12 protein-coding genes are annotated in these 15,084 nt (G+C 64.1%); 9 read left to right on the top strand and 3 right to left on the bottom strand.

Going from position 1 to position 15,084, the window contains the following annotated elements; translation table 11 throughout:
- The first annotated feature begins 24 nt into the window (after positions 1-24).
- Positions 25-624, top strand: a complete 600-nt coding sequence (locus FAY22_RS19930; protein WP_146332429.1) for a type 1 glutamine amidotransferase domain-containing protein — start codon at positions 25-27, stop codon at positions 622-624.
- A 101-nt stretch (positions 625-725) separates the two neighbouring features.
- On the opposite strand, the gene FAY22_RS19925 is transcribed toward FAY22_RS19930, so the two are convergent.
- Together FAY22_RS19925 and FAY22_RS19920 are read right to left on the bottom strand one after the other, a co-directional pair.
- Positions 726-1,469, bottom strand: coding sequence for an MgtC/SapB family protein (locus FAY22_RS19925; protein ID WP_146333549.1), 744 nt, complete (start codon positions 1,467-1,469; stop codon positions 726-728).
- Between the two features lie 69 nt (positions 1,470-1,538).
- Complete coding sequence (locus FAY22_RS19920; RefSeq protein ID WP_146332427.1) at positions 1,539-2,225, bottom strand: Crp/Fnr family transcriptional regulator; 687 nt, start codon at positions 2,223-2,225, stop codon at positions 1,539-1,541.
- Between the two features lie 217 nt (positions 2,226-2,442).
- Here FAY22_RS19920 and FAY22_RS19915 point away from each other — a divergent pair, with 217 nt between their 5' ends.
- The 7 genes from FAY22_RS19915 (at position 2,443) to FAY22_RS19885 (ending at position 10,869) form a co-directional block, all read left to right on the top strand.
- The gene (locus tag FAY22_RS19915) at positions 2,443-4,401 is read left to right on the top strand and encodes a long-chain fatty acid--CoA ligase (RefSeq protein WP_146332425.1); all 1,959 of its coding nucleotides are present in this window, start codon (positions 2,443-2,445) and stop codon (positions 4,399-4,401) included.
- Position 4,402: 1 nt separating this feature from the next.
- On the top strand, positions 4,403-5,191 hold the full coding sequence (locus tag FAY22_RS19910) for an ABC transporter ATP-binding protein (RefSeq protein ID WP_146332423.1): 789 nt from the start codon (positions 4,403-4,405) through the stop codon (positions 5,189-5,191).
- A gap of 73 nt (positions 5,192-5,264) precedes the next feature.
- Positions 5,265-6,161, top strand: a complete 897-nt coding sequence (locus tag FAY22_RS19905; RefSeq protein ID WP_210411986.1) for a branched-chain amino acid ABC transporter permease — start codon at positions 5,265-5,267, stop codon at positions 6,159-6,161.
- A 54-nt stretch (positions 6,162-6,215) separates the two neighbouring features.
- Complete coding sequence (locus FAY22_RS19900; protein WP_146332419.1) at positions 6,216-7,274, top strand: branched-chain amino acid ABC transporter permease; 1,059 nt, start codon at positions 6,216-6,218, stop codon at positions 7,272-7,274.
- Positions 7,275-7,327: 53 nt separating this feature from the next.
- Entirely contained in the window at positions 7,328-8,629 is a 1,302-nt protein-coding gene (locus tag FAY22_RS19895; protein ID WP_146332417.1) for an ABC transporter substrate-binding protein, read from the top strand.
- 65 nt (positions 8,630-8,694) lie between these two features.
- On the top strand, positions 8,695-9,540 hold the full coding sequence (locus tag FAY22_RS19890; RefSeq protein ID WP_146332415.1) for an ABC transporter ATP-binding protein: 846 nt from the start codon (positions 8,695-8,697) through the stop codon (positions 9,538-9,540).
- 81 nt (positions 9,541-9,621) lie between these two features.
- Positions 9,622-10,869, top strand: a complete 1,248-nt coding sequence (locus FAY22_RS19885) for a phenylacetate--CoA ligase family protein (RefSeq protein ID WP_146332413.1) — start codon at positions 9,622-9,624, stop codon at positions 10,867-10,869.
- A gap of 9 nt (positions 10,870-10,878) precedes the next feature.
- Here the strand turns inward: FAY22_RS19885 and FAY22_RS19880 are convergent, their stop codons facing one another.
- Positions 10,879-11,166, bottom strand: a complete 288-nt coding sequence (locus FAY22_RS19880) for a hypothetical protein (RefSeq protein ID WP_246860584.1) — start codon at positions 11,164-11,166, stop codon at positions 10,879-10,881.
- Positions 11,167-11,377: 211 nt separating this feature from the next.
- Between FAY22_RS19880 and FAY22_RS22625 the strand changes: the two genes are divergently transcribed.
- Positions 11,378-15,025 (top strand): PAS domain S-box protein, encoded by a 3,648-nt coding sequence (locus FAY22_RS22625; RefSeq protein WP_146332411.1) that lies wholly within the window; start codon positions 11,378-11,380, stop codon positions 15,023-15,025.
- Positions 15,026-15,084 lie beyond the last annotated feature (59 nt).

Raw genomic sequence — 15,084 nt, 5'->3', positions numbered from 1 at the left:
GTCCTCTTTTTTGGAAAGACAAGCATGGATACCACACTCAATGGCATGAATATCGCGATTCTCGTCACCGACGGTTTCGAACAGGTGGAATTCACCGGCCCGCGCGATGCGCTGCTGCAGCAAGGCGCATCGACCAAGGTGATTTCCGAAAAACACGGCAAGATCCAGGGCTTTCATCACGACACCAAGGGCGACCAGTTCGACGTCGACCTGACGTTCAGTGAAGCCGACCCGAAGGATTTCGACGGCGTGGTGCTGCCGGGCGGCGTGATGAATGGCGATCACATCCGCATCATTCCCGAAGCACAACGCTTCGTGCAGCAAATGGATGACGACGGCAAGCCGATCGCCGCCATCTGCCATGGCGGCTGGCTGCTGGTCTCGGCGCGCCTCGTCGAAGGCCGCACCATGACGAGCTGGCCGACGCTGCAGGACGATATCCGCAATGCCGGCGGCAACTGGATCGATCAGGAAGTGGTGGTCGACGGCAACCTGGTCACCAGTCGCAAGCCGGACGATATCCCGGCCTTCAACAACAAGGTCGTCGACCTGCTGTTCCAGCGCTTTGCCGGCAGCGTGCGCGGCACGCGCGACGAGCAGACCGGCATCGGCCTGGCAGGGTGACGGTTATTCCCCTCTCCCGCTCGCGAGGCGAAGGCAGGATTTCGCGAAGCGGGAGGCCGGAGCAGGGAGTCTATCTTCGAATACGGGCCTAGCAATCCGCGCTAATTGCGCGCGTGCGACAAGTTAAACCCTTCCACCCCATCCACTTCACTGAGCTCGCGCGCCAGTTCGGAAATCGGCGCGCCGCTGTTCTTGTTCAATGCCACGGCCACGAAATGCCATTCGAGCTTGCCATGGTGCGCCGAAATCGAGATCGAGCCGCCGGCGATTTCATAGCCGCGCTTGAGGGCTGCTTCGCGCAGCCGTTCCTCGGTCGGCGAGGCGCCCTCCTTGAAGCGCAGCACGATGGCGATCGCCTGGCGCGACGGCAGCCGGCTCGACAGCTTCGGCACGCCGATCATGCACGCGGCCGCCAGCAGGGCCAGCAGCATCGCCGACAGGTAGAAGCCGACGCCGACAAGCACGCCGATCACCGACGCGGCCCAGATCGAGGCGGCGGTGGTCAGGCCGCTGATGTTGAAGCCTTCCTTCATGATCACGCCGGCGCCGAGAAAGCCGATGCCGGTGACGATGCCCTGGATGACGCGGGTCGGGTCGGCGCCCGCGCTGATCATGACTTGCCCGCCGTACCAGTCGGCCGAGTAGCCTGACATCACGGTCAGCGCGGCCGACGCCATGCACACCAGGCCGTAGGTGCGCATGCCGGCGGCGCGGCCGTGATAGGCGCGCTCGTAGCCGACGATGAGCCCCAGCAGCAGCGCGCCGAACAGGCTGAAGAACACCAAGAGATTGGTCGCCACCACTTCGCCGGACCAGAATGCGGTCAGGGATGTACGGGACGGCAGGTCGGACAACAGATTTTGCAGAAGCACTATCGATTCACCACGCAAGGTTATTCATCGGCCGCGGCCGCATCAATTGCTGAAACGGCGCAGGCCGTCCAGGTCGAGGATCTGGATGCCGCCGTAATCCACCTTCAGCAGGCCGGCGCGCTCCAGCACCTGCAGCGCCTGGTTGGCGCGCTGGCGCGACGCGCCGGACAAGAAGCCGATCTCTTCCTGGGAAATCTGCAGCAGCGTGTCGGTGCCCGGATAGAGATGGGTATTGAACAGCGCCGCCAGGCAGCGCGCCACGCGCGCGTCGACATCGAGCAGGCGGTCGAACTCGACCATGCCGATGAACTGGCCGAGGCGCTCATTGAGCTGCATCAAGAGGAATTTGTTGAACGGCAGGCTGGTATCGAGCAGCCACATGAAGGTCTTGGCCGGCATGCGCGCGATGCGCGAGTCGCGCAGCGCCACCACGTCGTACTTGCGCGTCTCCTGCTTCAGGAGGGTGCCTTCACCGAACCAGCCGCCGGCCGGTACGCCGGTGAAGGTGACCGACTTCCCTTCCGGAGAAAGGTTGTTCATCTTGACCAAGCCGTCGATCACGCCGATCCATGCATCGACCTGCTCGCCCTTGCGGCAGATGTAGCCCCCCTTCGGCACGCACTGCTCGACCGTGTCCGCCTCCACGCGCGCCATCTGCTCCGCCGTGAGCTGCCTGGCCCAGATTGTCTTGCGCAGCAGCTCGCTCAGGGAGGTTTTTGGTCGGGTCATTGTGCAACGCGTCAATGAAAATCACGGATTCAGGGAGATTGTCAGCCAGATGACAGCAAGGCAGAGTAAAACTGCCTAGCATGCTGACAAACAAAAAAGAACTACGGAGACATTGTAAGCCGATCCGTGTGCCGCGCATACACCTGCGGCACCGTCCCTGGCTTAGTCTGCTCCGCCCCTTGACGACGGTTGTACCTTGTTAAGAGAGAGTGGAACGATGGCAGAACATATCGATAGCGCGGGCCAATCGACGTTTCCGCGCATGCTGCTGCAGCATGCGCGTACGCGCCCCGGCCACCCGGCCTTCCGCGAGAAAGACCTCGGCATCTGGCAAACCTGGAACTGGGGGCAAGTCGCCGATGAAGTGCGTGCCCTGGCCTGCGGATTGGCGGCGATGGGCTTCAAGCGCGGCATGAACCTGGCGATCATCGGCGACAACCGCCCCCGCTTGTATTGGGCGATGGCCGCCGCGCAGGCGCTGGGCGGCGTGGCCGTGCCGCTATATCAGGATGCGCCGGCGGCCGACATGGCCTATGTACTGGACGATGCCGAAATCGACTTCGCGGTGGTGGAAGACCAGGAGCAGGTCGACAAGCTGTTCGAAATCAAGCAGAACTTGCAGCGCGTCTCGCACATCATCTACGACGATCCACGCGGCATGCGCCATTACAAGCAGCCGGAACTGGCGTCGTACGATCAGGTGCAGCAGCTTGGACGCGCCTTCGACGCCGAGCGGCCGGGCTTCTTCATGAACGAAGTCGATGCCGGCCGCACGGACGACGTGGCGGTGATGCTGTACACCTCCGGCACTACCGGCAAGCCCAAGGGCGTGTGCCAGACCCATGGCTCGTTCATGGCAGCGGCCACCGGCGGCGTCTCGTTCGACAAGCTGACCGATCAGGAGAACATCCTTTCCTATCTGCCGATGGCATGGGTCGGCGATCATCTGTTCTCGTACGCACAGGCGCTGGTCGCGGGTTGCACCATCAACTGTCCGGAATCCGGCGACACGGTGCTGACCGACCTGCGCGAGATCGGACCGACCTATTACTTCGCGCCGCCGCGCGTGTTCGAGAACATGCTGACGACGGTCATGATCCGCATGGAAGACGCCGGCGCCATCAAGCGCAAGATGTTCCACCACTTCATGGAAGTCGCCCGCCGCGTCGGCGCCGACATCCTCGACGGCAAGCCGGTGGGGACGGCGGACCGCATCCGTTACGCGATCGGCAACCTGCTGGTGTACGGCCCGCTGAAGAACGTGCTCGGCCTGTCGCGCGTGCGCGTGGCCTATACGGCGGGCGCGGCGATCGGACCGGACCTGTTCCGTTTCTACCGCTCGATCGGCCTCAATCTCAAGCAGTTCTACGGCTCGACCGAAACCTGCGCCTATGTGTGCATGCAGCCGGACGGTCACATCAAGTTCGACAGCGTCGGTCTGCCGGCGCCGGGCGTGGAGGTGAAACTCGCGCCCAACGGCGAGGTGCTGGTGAAATCTCCGGCGATGCTGAAGGAATACTACAAGCGTCCGGATGCGACCGCGGAGGTGATCGACGAACACGGCTACTTCCATACCGGCGACGCCGGCATCTTCGACGAGGAAGGCCACCTGAAGATCATCGACCGCGCGGCGGATGTCGGCAAGATGACCAGCGGCGAAATGTTCGCGCCGAACTATATCGAGAACAAGCTGAAGTTCTTCCCCTTCATCAAGGAAGCTGTCGCCTTCGGCCACGAGCGCGACCGCGTGTGCGCGTTCATCAATATCGACATGGAAGCGGTCGGCAACTGGGCCGAGCGGCGCGGCATCGCCTACTCCGGCTATACGGACCTGGCCGGCAAGCACGAAACCTACGAGCTGATCGCCGAATGCGTGGAAAAGGTCAATACCGATCTCGCCGGCGAAGCGCTGATGGCCGGCACCCAGATCCACCGCTTCCTGGTGCTGCACAAGGAGCTCGACCCGGACGACGACGAACTGACCCGCACCCGCAAGGTGCGCCGGCGCTTCGTCGCCGACAAGTACAAGGTGTTGATCGATGCGCTGTATTCCGGCCGCATCTCGCAATACATCGAGACGCAGGTGAAGTTCGAGGATGGCCGCCAGGGCAAGGTCGCGGCCGACCTGCGCATCGTCGACGTGAAGACCTATTCCACCCTGAAGAAGGCGGCCTGACATGCATGGCAACCGCAACATCGGCGAGGTGATCCTCGACCTGCGCAACATCTGCCTGTCGTTCGGCGGGGTCAAGGCGCTCACCGACATCTCCTTCAACGTGCGCGAGCACGAGATCCGCGCCATCATCGGCCCCAACGGCGCGGGCAAGAGCTCGATGCTTAACGTGATCAACGGCGTCTATCGCCCGCAGGAAGGCGAAATCATCTATCGCGGCCAGCAACGGCGCGGCATGGACACCTATGCGGCGGCGAAAAGCGGCATTGCGCGCACCTTCCAGAACATCGCGCTGTTCAAGGGCATGTCGGTACTCGACAACATCATGACCGGCCGCAACCTGAAGATGCAGACCAATTTCCTGCTGCAGGCGCTGTACTGGGGCCCGGCGCAGAAGGAAGAAATCGCACACCGCAAGAAGGTGGAAGAGATCATCGACTTCCTCGAAATCCAGGCCATCCGCAAGACGCCGGTGTCCCGCCTGCCCTATGGCCTGCAAAAGCGCGTCGAACTCGGGCGTGCGCTGGCGGCGGAGCCGGAAATCCTCTTGCTGGACGAACCGATGGCCGGCATGAACGTGGAGGAAAAGCAGGACATGTGCCGCTTCATCCTCGACGTCAACGACCAGTTCGGCACCACCATCGTGCTCATCGAGCATGACATGGGGGTGGTAATGGATATCTCGGACCGCGTCGTCGTGCTCGACTACGGCAAGAAGATTGGCGACGGCACGCCCGACGAGGTGCGCAACAACCAGGAAGTGATCAATGCCTACCTGGGCGTGGCGCATTGACGCACCCGCCTTCTCCCGTGGACGGGAGAAGGGAGCAGTCCGAAGCAACGAATAACAGGGATACGAAATGGACATCAGCTTCTTCTTCGAAGTCTTCATCGGCGGCCTTTTGGCCGGCGTGATGTACGCGCTGGTCGCGCTCGGCTTCGTGCTCATCTACAAGGCCTCCGGCGTGTTCAACTTCGCGCAGGGCGCGATGGTGTTCTTCGCGGCGTCGACCTGCGTGGGCATCGTCGCCAAGTTCGGCGTCTCCTTATGGATCGCGGTGCCGCTGACGATGGCGGCGATGGTGCTCTTGGGCCTGGCCACCGAAAAGATCGTGCTGCGCCCGCTGGTAAACCAGCCGGAAATCACGCTGTTCATGGCGACCATCGGCCTGACTTTCTTCATCGAAGGATTGGCGCAGCTGATCTGGGGTTCGGAAGTGCGCCGGCTGGATATCGGCATCGAGGACGTGCCGCTGCAGTTCCTGCTCGACCGGTTCAACATCGCGGTGTCGCAGTTCGATGTGACATCAGCCGGCATCTGCGCGGTGCTGGTGACGGCACTGGCGCTGTTCTTCTCCAAGACCAAGATCGGACGCGCGCTGCGCGCGGTGGCCGACGATCACCAGGCGGCGCTGGCGGTGGGCATTCCCCTGCAGCAGATCTGGGGCATCGTGTGGGCGGTGGCCGGCTTCGTCGCGCTGGTGGCGGGCATGCTGTGGGGCGCGCGCAACGGCGTGCAGTTCGCGCTCACCTTCGTCGCCCTGAAGGCGCTGCCGGTGCTGATCCTCGGTGGCTTCACCTCGGTGCCAGGCGCGATCATCGGTGGACTGATCATCGGTGCTTCCGAGAAACTGGCCGAGGTCTATATCGGCCCGATGGTGGGCGGCGGCATCGAGGGCTGGTTCCCGTATGTGCTGGCGCTGCTGTTCTTGCTGGTGCGCCCAGAGGGGCTGTTTGGCGAAAAGATCATCCGACGAATCTAGCCGGAATCGCAAGCGCATTCCAGGCATAACGTTTCAACGAATCGGGAATAAAACATGTTCTACCGTGAAGCAGGCCAATTCAAAATCACCTACCAGGCAGACAGCCAGATCTTCCCCATCCGCCAGGACCGCGTGGGCATCGCGCTCGTGCTGGCGATCGCCTTCCTGGGGGTGCCGCTCGTCGCCTCGCCCTACCTATTCTCGGCGGTGCTGATCCCGTTCCTGATCTTCGCGCTGGCCGCGCTCGGGCTGAACATCCTGACCGGCTACGCGGGGCAGCTGTCGCTCGGGACCGCCGCGTTCATGGCGGTCGGCGCGTTCGCGTCGTACAACTTCATGCTGCGCATACCCGGCATACCGGTGCTGCTCGCTTTCGTGCTCGGCGGCTTGTGCGCGGCCATGGTCGGCATCGTGTTCGGCCTGCCTTCGTTGCGCATCCGCGGCTTTTACCTCGCCGCCGCCACGCTGGCGACGCAGTTCTTCGTGGTGTGGTGCCTGACCAAGATCGGCTGGTTCACCAATAACAGCTCGTCGGGCGTGATCACCGCGCAAAAAATCGTGATCCTCGGTTATGAATTCGACACACCGGCCAGCAAGTACCTGCTCACGCTATGCATCGTGTGCGTGATGGCGGTGCTGCTCAAGAACATGATCCGCACCAATGTCGGCCGCTCCTGGATGGCGGTGCGCGACATGGACGTCGCGGCCGAAGTGATCGGTTTCCGCCTGATGCGCACCAAGCTCTTGGCATTCGCGGTCAGCTCGTTCTATTGCGGCGTGGCCGGCGCCCTGTACGCCTTCGCCTACCTGGGGACGGTGGAGCCGGAAGCGTACAGCCTGGATCTGTCCTTCCGCATCCTGTTCATGATCATCATCGGCGGCGTTGGCTCGGTCATCGGCGCCTTCTTCGGGTCGGCCTTCATCGTGCTGCTGCCGATTTTTCTCAACATCATCGCGCATTCGCTGGCGCTGCCGACCTCGGTCGCCTCGAACCTGGAACTGATGGTGTTCGGCGCGCTGATCATCTTCTTCCTGATCGTCGAGCCGCACGGCCTAGCACGCCTGTGGCAGATCGCCAAGGAAAAGCTGCGCCTGTGGCCGTTCCCGCACTAAAAAACATGCTTTGGTTTCACCGTCTCATTGCTGTCTATAACAAGGAGGAGCACATGAAGTTGATCAAATCAATTCTGCTGGGCGCAGCCCTGGCCGGCAGCATCGGCGCCGCGGCGGCGCAAGAGCAGTACATCCCGCTTCCGTCCTACCGTGTCGGCCCCTATGCGGCGGGCGGTTCCGGATTCTATGGCGGCGCCATCGATTACTTCAACCTGGTCAACGCCAACGGCGGCATCAACGGTGTGAAGATCAAGTGGGAAGAATGCGAGACGGAGTACAACGCGTCGCGCGGCGTCGAATGCTACGAGCGCATGAAATCCAAAAACGGCGGCGCGGCGCTGGTGGACCCGCTGTCGACCGGTATCGCCTACGGCATCCTCGACCGCGTCGCGACCGACAAGATTCCGATGACGATGCTTGGCTATGGCCGCTCCGATGCAGCCAACGGCAAGGTGTTCCCGTACGTCTTCCCGCTCATTACCAGCTACTGGAACCAGGCGGCGGCGATGGTCGCCTACCTCGGCAGCCTGAACGGCGGCGCCGAAAAGCTCAAGGGCAAGAAGATCGTGCACCTGTACCACGACTCGGCCTTCGGCAAGGAGCCTATGCCGGTGCTGGACGCGGAAGCGCAGAAATACGGCTTCGAGCTGATCAAGATCCCGGTTGCGCATCCGGGCAACGAGCAGCAGTCGCAATGGCTGCAGATCCGCCAGGCCAAGCCGGATTACGTGATCCTGTGGGGCTGGGGCGTGATGAACGCGGTAGCGATCAAGACCGCTCAGCGCAACGGCTTCCCGCGCGAGAAAATCCTTGGCGTATGGTGGGCCGGCTCGGAGGAAGACACAGTCCCGGCCGGCGATGCGGCCAAGGGCTACACCACGATGACCTTCAACACTCCCGGCAACTATCCGGTGCTCGACGACATCCGCAAGAAAGTCTATGACGCCGGCAAGGGTAACCTGGACGACAAGGGCCGCATCGGATCGGTCTACCACATGCGCGGCGTGACGGCGGCGATCCTGTGGACGGAAGCGATCCGCAAGGCGCAGGAAAAATTCGGCAAGGGCAAGGTAATGAGCGGCGAGCAGGTGCGCTGGGGCTTCGAAAACCTTGATGTCAACGAGGCGCGCCAGAAGGCGCTCGGCGCGCTCGGCATGTTCCCGCCGGTGAAGACTTCGTGCGACGACCACGAAGGCTCGGGCGCGGTGAAGGTGCAGCAATGGACCGGCAGCAAGTGGGTGCCGATCACGCCTAACTGGGTCACCGGCGACAAGGCACTGACGCGCAGGCTGCTGGAGGAATCGTCGGCCAAGTATGCGACGGAGAAGAACATCAAGCCGGCCTGCGCCAGCTGATCACTTCGACGCTGCCCCTCTCCCGAGACGGGAGAGGGATCTACAAATCGCTCCGGATCACTGACATGAGCATTGCACCCGTAACGAACGCTACGCCGGCCGACGCCGGACGCCCCTACCTCTCGGTCAACAACATCGAGGTCATCTACGACCACGTGATCCTGGTGTTGAAAGGCGTCTCGCTGCAAGTCCCGCAAGGGAAGATCGTCGCGCTCCTGGGCGCCAACGGCGCCGGCAAGTCGACCACGATGAAGTCGATCTCGACGCTGTTGCGCGGCGAGCGCGGCGACGTCACCAAGGGCAGCGTCGAGTTCAAGGGCGAGCGCGTCGACCAGCTCACGCCCAACGAACTGGTGAAGCGCGGCCTGTCGCAGGTGATGGAAGGCAGGCACTGCTTCGGCCACCTCACGGTCGAGGAAAACCTGTTGACCGGCGCCTACACGCGCCGCCTGTCGCGCGGCGAGCTGAAGGATGCGCTGGACAAGGTGTACCACTACTTCCCGCGCCTGAAGGAGCGGCGCAACTCGCAGGCCGGCTACACCTCCGGCGGCGAGCAGCAAATGTGCGCGATCGGCCGATCGCTCATGGCCAAGCCGTCCATGATCCTGCTCGACGAACCGTCGATGGGCCTGGCGCCGCAGATCGTGGAAGAGATCTTCGAGATCGTCAAGGACTTGAACCGCAAGGAAAACGTGTCGTTCCTGGTGGCCGAGCAGAACACGATGGTGGCGCTGCGCTACGCCGACTTCGGCTACATCCTGGAAAACGGCCGGGTCGTGATGGAAGGCGCGGCACAGGATCTCGCGACCAACGAAGACGTCAAGGAATTCTACCTGGGCGTGGCCGGCGCCGAGCGCAAGAGCTTTCGCGACATGAAGTTCTATCGCCGCAGGAAACGCTGGCTGGCCTGATCCCTGCCCCCCCTATTTATCGATTGCACGACAGGCGCCCCACGCGGTGCGCATGGCCTCCCCTACTTTGACGGACCTGCTATGACCGACCATCTCGATTCGCTGGAAACCCGCGCCCCGCAATTGCGCGAGGCCGATCTGATGACGCGCCTGCCGCAGCTGGTGGCGCGCGCCCGCTGCGCTCCCGGCTGGATGCGCACCCTGGACGGCGTGAATCCGCGCGATGTCACCTCGCGCGCCGCGCTGGCGCAGCTGCCGGTCACGCGCAAGTCGGACCTGAAGCAGTTGCAGCAGGAAGCCATGCCGTTCGGCGGTCTCAACGCCACGCCGGTGCGCGAACTGCGGCGTCTGTTCATGTCGCCCGGGCCGATCTTCGACCCGGAAGGCCAGGGGGTCGACTGGTGGCGCTTCGCGCGGCCGATGGCGGCGGCGGGCCTGCGCGCGGGCGACGTGGTGCAAAACTGCTTTTCGTATCACTTCACGCCGGCGGCCTACATGGTCGAAGGCGGCGCGGCGCGCCTGGGCTGCCCGGTGATCCCGGCCGGCATCGGCCAGACCGAGATGCAGGTGCAGGCGATGGCGGCGCTGCAGCCAGACGCCTACATCGGCACGCCCTCCTTCCTCAAGATCATCATCGAAAAGGCGCGCGAAATGAACGCCGACATCAGCAGCGTGCGGCGCGCGGTGGTCGGCGCCGAGGCGCTGCCGCCGTCGCTGCGCGCCTGGTTCCACGACAACGGCGTGCCGACCGTGCTGCAGATGTACGGCTCGGCGGACATCGGCAACATCGCCTATGAAACGCAGACCGGCGGCAAGGTCAATCCCGGCATGATCGTCGACGAAGACTTGATCCTGGAAATCGTACGCCCCGGCACCGGCGATCCGCTGCCCGAAGGCGAAGTCGGTGAAGTGGTGGTCACTTCGTTCAACCCGGACTATCCGCTGCTGCGCTTTGCCACCGGCGACCTGTCGGCGGTGCTGCCGGGCGCCTCGCCGTGCGGCCGCACCAATACCCGCATCCGCGGCTGGATGGGGCGCGCCGACCAGACGACCAAGGTGCGCGCCATGTTCGTGCACCCGGCACAGGTGGCGGAAGTGGCGCGGCGGCATCCCGCCATCCTCAAGGCCCGGCTGGTCGTGTCGGGTGAAATGGCCAACGACGTGATGACGCTGCATTGCGAAGTGGCGCAGGCTGCCGCCGTGCCGGTCGAGGCCATCGTCGCTACCATCCGCGACATCACCAAGCTGCGCGGAGAGGTCATGCTGGTGCCACCCGGCAGCCTGCCGAACGACGGCAAGGTGATCGAGGATGCGCGCAACTACGAATAAGGCCCGTCCCTAAAACGGTTTCTTCACCACCTTGTCCGGCGACTGTCCGGGCCGCTTGTTGACCACTTCGTCGACGCCGCCGGTTTCCCGCAAATCGGTGTCGACCATGCCTTTTTGCAAGTCGTCGTAGGCCTGCCGCATGTCGGTGCGGCCGGCGACATCGTGGCCGGTGGTGCGTCCCGCGCTTTCCTGGCTATCCTCCGACTCGTCCCGTTCATGCGGCAGGCGCGGCGTCGGGCTGCTTTCCTCGCTCGGCCGTTTGGTGCGGATCTGGTGTTGCTTCAATGTAGTTTTCATCGCTTTCTCACCATCAGCAATATCACCGTTCGAACGCGCCGCATGGCAAAAATTCCCGGCGCAGGAGACCGGATGCCAAGCGGATTATTGATCCGACCGGGGCGCCGGCGCACTGTCTTGGTGCCCCTGTGGAACCTCACGCCGCAGTGTGCATTCCAATCCACTGGACCGTTGGAGCCTGCGCTGCCGGTGGCGGTCGTTGCGGAACCGCATGGAAACGCACATTCTCGTTGGTCAGATCAAGCGGCTGTCGAAGATCTTCGCCGGCATCACTGCAATGCTTGGAGCAAGCATTGCAGTGACACGCCTGTATCTTTTTGGCGTAGCGGTCGAACCGCAATTCCCCCATGCCGTCGCCAGCGTGTGCTTCATGCTGTGCGGCGCGGCCGTTTATCTGCGACATCGCGATGAACGTTCCACTGCCGTCGCCAGCGGCTTGGCCGCCGCAGTGCTCAGCATCGCTGTGCTGACCATCGCGTACTACCTGTCTATCGGCACCCCGACGGCACTGACGAAGATTGCCGTCATGCCGCCCAACACGGCGGCGGCGCTCCTGCTGCTGTCGCTGGCGATCCTGCTTTTGCCCGGCCGGCCCCGCAGCGTGCTCGCCGCCCAGGTCTTCGCCGCCGGTGGCTTGGGCATGGCGGTGCTGGTCATGGTCGGGCACGCGTTCGGCGTCATCGCGCTGATCCAGGTCGGCGCCAACATGCCGATGACGGTGGGCGTGTCTGTCCTGCTCCTGCTGCTGTCGCTGGCCGTGCTGTTCGCGCGACCGGATGCCGGCTTGATGCGGGTTGTGGCCAGCCCGGGCGCCGGCGGGATCTTGGCGCGGCGCCTGCTCTCGCCGGCCGTCGCCACTCCCGTCCTGAGCGCCTGGCTGACCTACCAGTGGCAACAAAACTCCGCGCACGGCATCGCGTTCGTCCTGGCCGTCGCGGCGGCAGGTGCCGCGCTGCTGCTACTGATTTTCACGTGGGCGCAGGCGATGGCGCTCGACCGCTACGACGCCGCACGCATGCACCGCAAGTCGGAGCTGGCGCGCATCGAGGACAACCTGCGCCTGCTGGTGCAGACGGTGCGCGACTACGCGATTTTCAGGCTGGCCCCGGACGGGCATATCGCCAGCTGGAATACCGGCGCGCAGCATATCCTGGGGTACCCCGCCGACGACATCGTCGGCGCGTCGTTCGAGCGCCTGTTCGCGCGGGAAGAGGTGCAATCGGGCGTGCCCGCCCAGATGCTGGAGACCGCACGCAACCACGACCATGTGTCGCGCGAGCACTGGAGCGCGCGGCAGGACGGCACGATGTGCTATGCCCATACCACCATGACCGCGCTGCACGAGGGCGGCGAACTGGTCGGCTTCGTCAACGTCATGCAGGACATCTCCCACAGCAAGCACGCCGCGGAGGAACGCGCGCTGCTCAGCTCGATGCTGTCGACCATGCCGGATGCGGTGATCGTGATCGACGAGGGCGGCATCATCGAGCGGGCCAACCCGGCGGCGGAAAGGGCATTCGGCTACAGCATGGACGAGCTGATCGGGCGCAACGTCAAGATCCTGATGCCGTCGCCGCACCGCGAGCAGCACGACGCCTACCTGACGCGCTACCTGCGCAGCGGCGAGCGCCACGTGCTCGGCATTAACCGCGAGCTGGTGGCGCAGCGCAAGGACGGCACGCCGTTCCCGATCGAGCTGATGGTCAGCGAAATGCTGGTTGGGGGCCGGCGCAAGTTCACCGGCGTGGCGCGCGACATCACCGAGCGCAAGCGCACCGAAGAAAAGCTGGCGCAGTACGACCAGCGCTTTCGTGCGGTGTATGACAATGCGGCAGTCGGCATCGCGCTCATGGCGCCCGACATGCACCTGCTGTACGTCAACCGCAAGATGACCGAGATTATCGGCTACTCGGGGGAAGAACTGACCAGCCGCAACGTGCAGGACATCACCCATCCCGACGACATCGAGATCGGCCGCGAACCCTACCGCAAGCTACTGCGCGGCGAAACCGACAGCATCCTGATCGAGAAGCGCTACCGCTGCCGCAACGGCGACACGATCTGGGTCGACGCCAGCATTTCCTGCGTGCGCGACAAGAACGGCGAAGCAGCATACGCCATCGCCGTCATCGAAGACATCTCGGCGCGCAAGGCGGCGGAAGCGGCCGTCCTCAAGAGCAAGCAGGATCTCGACGTGGCGCTGGAAGGCGCCGACGTGCACCTGTGGCACCTCGATTGCGAGAGCCGCACGCTGCAATATCTGGACAAGCTGCCGGCGGCACTCGGCCTGGTGCAAGACGAGGTGCGGAACGATATCGACTTCTGGCTGGCATTGATCCCCCCGGACGACCGCGAGCAGCTTGCCAAGCTGGTGCACGAAGTCAGGCACGGCTCGCGCGACGCCGTCGAGACCGAGCTGCGCATGCGCACCCGGGACGGACAATGGAAATGGATGCTGGTGCGCGCGCGCGTCCTGGAGCGCAATGCCAACGGCACGCCGCGGCACGTGACCGGCACCTGCCTCGACATCACCGAGCGCAAGCAAAGCGAACAGGAAATGCTGCAACTGGCGCAGCACGACACCCTCACCGGCCTGCCCAACCGCGCGCTGTCGTACGCCTTCGGCGAACGCACGCTGGCGTCGGCGCGGCGCGACGGGCTGCAAAGCGCGGTGCTGTTCGTCGACCTGGACCGCTTCAAGCCGATCAACGACACCTATGGCCACGACGCCGGCGACGCGGTGCTGCGCGAGGTGGCGCGCCGCCTGCGCGGCTGCGTACGCGCCGATGACATGGTGGGCCGCCTGGGCGGCGACGAATTCCTGCTCGTGCTGGGCGACGTCGACGGACCGCGCGGCGCGGGGCGGGTGGCGGCGCAATGCATCGCCGCACTGGGCCAGCCGTGCCCCTACAAGGAGCTGCAGCTGCAGGTGTCATCGAGCATCGGCATCGCCATGTTCCCGGCCGACGGCGACGACATTTTCACGCTCGCGCGCAACGCAGACGCCGCCATGTACCACGCCAAGGAATGCGGGCGCGACAACTTCCAGTTCTTCACGCAGGAATTGAACGAACGCTCGGCATCGACACTGGCGATGGAGAACCGGCTGCGCGGCGGCTTGCGGCAGGACGAATTCCGGCTCCATTACCAGCCGATCGTCGACCTCGAATCGGGCTTCGTCATCGGCGCCGAGGCGCTGCTGCGCTGGCCGGGCGCGGGCGTGACGCCCGACCAGTTCATTCCGGTGGCGGAATATACCGGCGTCATCCATCAGCTCGGAGAATGGGCGCTGAACGAGGCGTGCCGCCAGCAGCGCGCCTGGCAGGCCAACGGGCTCGACGCGCTCACCATGTCGGTCAACGTGTCGCCCGCGCAGTTCCGGCAGGAGGGCTTTCGCGCCACGGTGGCCAAGGCGGTGGCCGCCAGCGGCATCGACCCGGACTGCCTGCAGCTGGAAATCACCGAGAACGCGCTGGCCAAGAATGCGGAAACGGCGGTCGACGCACTGCGCGCGCTGCGGCAGATCGGCGTGCATGTGGTGCTCGACGACTTCGGCAAGGACTATTCGAGCCTGTCCAACCTGAAGCAACTGCCGGTGGACGCGATCAAGATCGACAAGGATTTCATCCACGATCTCGACAGCGACCGCGGCAACATGGCGATCACCTCCGCCATCATCGACCTGGGCCGGGAGCTGGGCCTGCAGGTGATCGCCGAAGGCATCGAATCGCAGGCCGTACTGGACTCGCTGCGTGCGCGCCGCTGCAAGGCGATTCAGGGCTTTTATGTCTGCGAGCCGGTGGCCGGCGACGAATTCGAGGACTGGTACCGTCACCGCAGCGGGCTGGTGGCGGCTTGAATTTCCATTTTGATCACGAAACCGGCAACGGCGCGACGCGACTGTTGCGCCATCGCCTC

This window comes from Noviherbaspirillum sp. UKPF54 (genome assembly GCF_007874125.1).
Taxonomy (GTDB): domain Bacteria; phylum Pseudomonadota; class Gammaproteobacteria; order Burkholderiales; family Burkholderiaceae_D; genus Noviherbaspirillum.
Note: the sequence above shows the minus strand (reverse complement) of the source record. Positions and strands in the feature narration are given on the sequence as shown.